Annotated in this window: 2 protein-coding genes; both read right to left on the reverse strand. The window is 74.2% G+C overall.

What is annotated here, in order from left to right:
• Window positions 1–193: 193 nt before the first annotated feature.
• On the reverse strand, window positions 194–706 hold the full coding sequence (locus VR45_RS05635) for a hypothetical protein (RefSeq protein WP_045938560.1): 513 nt from the start codon (window positions 704–706) through the stop codon (window positions 194–196).
• Between the two features lie 127 nt (window positions 707–833).
• The coding region (kynU, locus tag VR45_RS05640) for a kynureninase (RefSeq protein ID WP_045938561.1) at window positions 834–1,850 on the reverse strand (1,017 nt) is incomplete at its 5' end.

Raw genomic sequence — 1,850 nt, forward strand, 5'->3', positions numbered from 1 at the left:
TACAGCCACTTCGGCCTGCGCGACGCGGACAGCGCGGGGCCGGGCCTGTTCCACCACTTCGGCCTGCTCCGCGACGACTACACCCCCAAGCCGGCCTTCGCCGTCTACGAGCGGCTGATCCAGGAGCTGACGGCGCCGTGACGCGAACAGCCCCGCACCCGGAACCCGGGTGCGGGGCCGCCGTTGCGTCCGTTCAGCGTTCCTCGGCGGGGAGTTGGTCGAAGAAGCGTTCCGCTGTGCGGCGCTCGGCGGCGACGGCGGCCACCGACTCGCCGACCAGCCGGCCGGCCAGCTCGGTGGCCAGTTGCTCGACGTCCTCCCGGAGCGCCGCCTCCGCGAACGCCCGGTCCACGGCGAGCCGCGCGTCGGCCTCGGCGAGCAGCAGGTCGCGCTCGCGCAGGCCCTCCTCGCGAGCCGCCGCGACGGCCGCCGCGCCCTCCTCGGCGGCCTGCTGCCGGATGTGCGCAGCCTCGTGCCGCGCCGCGGCCAGCTCCTGCCGGTACTCGTCCAGCGTCTGCTCGGCCTCGGCTGCGATGGCGGCCGCCCGCTCCAACCTGCCCTCGGTGGCGTCCCGCCGCTCGGCGAACACCCGCTCCGCCCGGGGCAGTACCACGCGGCCGAGCAGCCAGAGGACGAGGAAGAAGCAGGCCAGCCCGACGAGAAGTTCGGCGGGCTCCGGCTTCAGTGGTCCGAGTTCCAGATCCATACGACCCTCCCCATGTCTGACGAATCGTCATCATGGAGGCTTCCCGGGCGGATCGACGACGAAGCGGCTGCCCGGCGTGGGGGTCGTCACACCGGCCAACCCGGTCGCTCGGGCCACCCCCGGTCGCTCAGGTCACCTCGCCGCGGCGGGAGAAGCGCTCGTCCTTCCACTCGCCGCTGCCCAGCACCTCGGCGAGGTGCCGCGCGGCGTCCCACACCTCGGTGTGCGAGAGGTAGAGCGGGGTGAAGCCGAAGCGCATGAGGTCCGGCGCCCGGAAGTCCCCGATCACCCCGCGGGCGATCAGCGCCTGCACCACCGGGTAGCCGTCGGCGTGCCGCAGCGCCACCTGGCTGCCGCGCCGCTCGTGCTCGCGCGGGGTGACCACCTCGATCCCTTCGAGGTCCTCCACCAGGGCGATGAACAGATCGGTCAGCGCCAGGCTCTTCGCCCGGACGGCGGCCCGGTCGGCCCGCTCCCAGATGTCCAGCGAGGACTCCAGCGCGGCCTGGCCGAGCAGCGAGGGCGAGCTGGTGAGGAAGCGGCCGATGCCGTCCTTGGGTTCGTAGCCGGGCTCGAAGGCGAACGGGCGGGCGTGCCCGAACCAGCCGCTCAGCGGCTGCAGCGGCCCGGCCGCCAGGTGCCGCTCGGCGACGTAGAGGAAGGCCGGCGAGCCGGGGCCGCCGTTCAGGTACTTGTAGGTGCAGCCGACCGCGAAGTCCGCCCCGCTCGCGCCGAGTTCGACCGGCAGCGCGCCCGCCGAGTGGCAGACGTCCCAGATCATCAGCGCCCCGGCGGCCCGCACCCGGGCGGTGATCCCGGGCATGTCGAGGAGTTCACCGGTCCGGTAGTCGACGTGCGAGAGGACGACCGCGGCGACGTCCCCGTCCAGGTGCGCGTCCAGCTCCGCCGGGTCGACCAGCAGGCTGCGGGCGCCGGGGACCAGCCCGGTCACGCCCTCGGCGATGTAGAGGTCGGTCGGGAACGCGGCCCGGTCGCCGAGCACGGTGGAGCGGCCCGGCCGCAGCCGCAGCGCCGCCGTCAGTACCTTGAAGAGGTTCACCGAGGTGGTGTCGCAGACCACCAGCTCCTCCGGCGCGGCGCCGACCAGCGGGGCGATCCGCCGGCCCAGCCGGTACGGCTGCTC

It is taken from the genome of Streptomyces sp. NRRL S-495 (assembly GCF_000966955.1).
Classification (GTDB): Bacteria; Actinomycetota; Actinomycetes; order Streptomycetales; family Streptomycetaceae; genus Kitasatospora; species Kitasatospora purpeofusca.

Coding starts and splice junctions, on each gene's coding strand:
- VR45_RS05635 (WP_045938560.1), bottom strand. CDS start 706: ATGGATCTGGAACTCGGACCACTGAAGCCGGAGCCCGCCGAACTTCTC.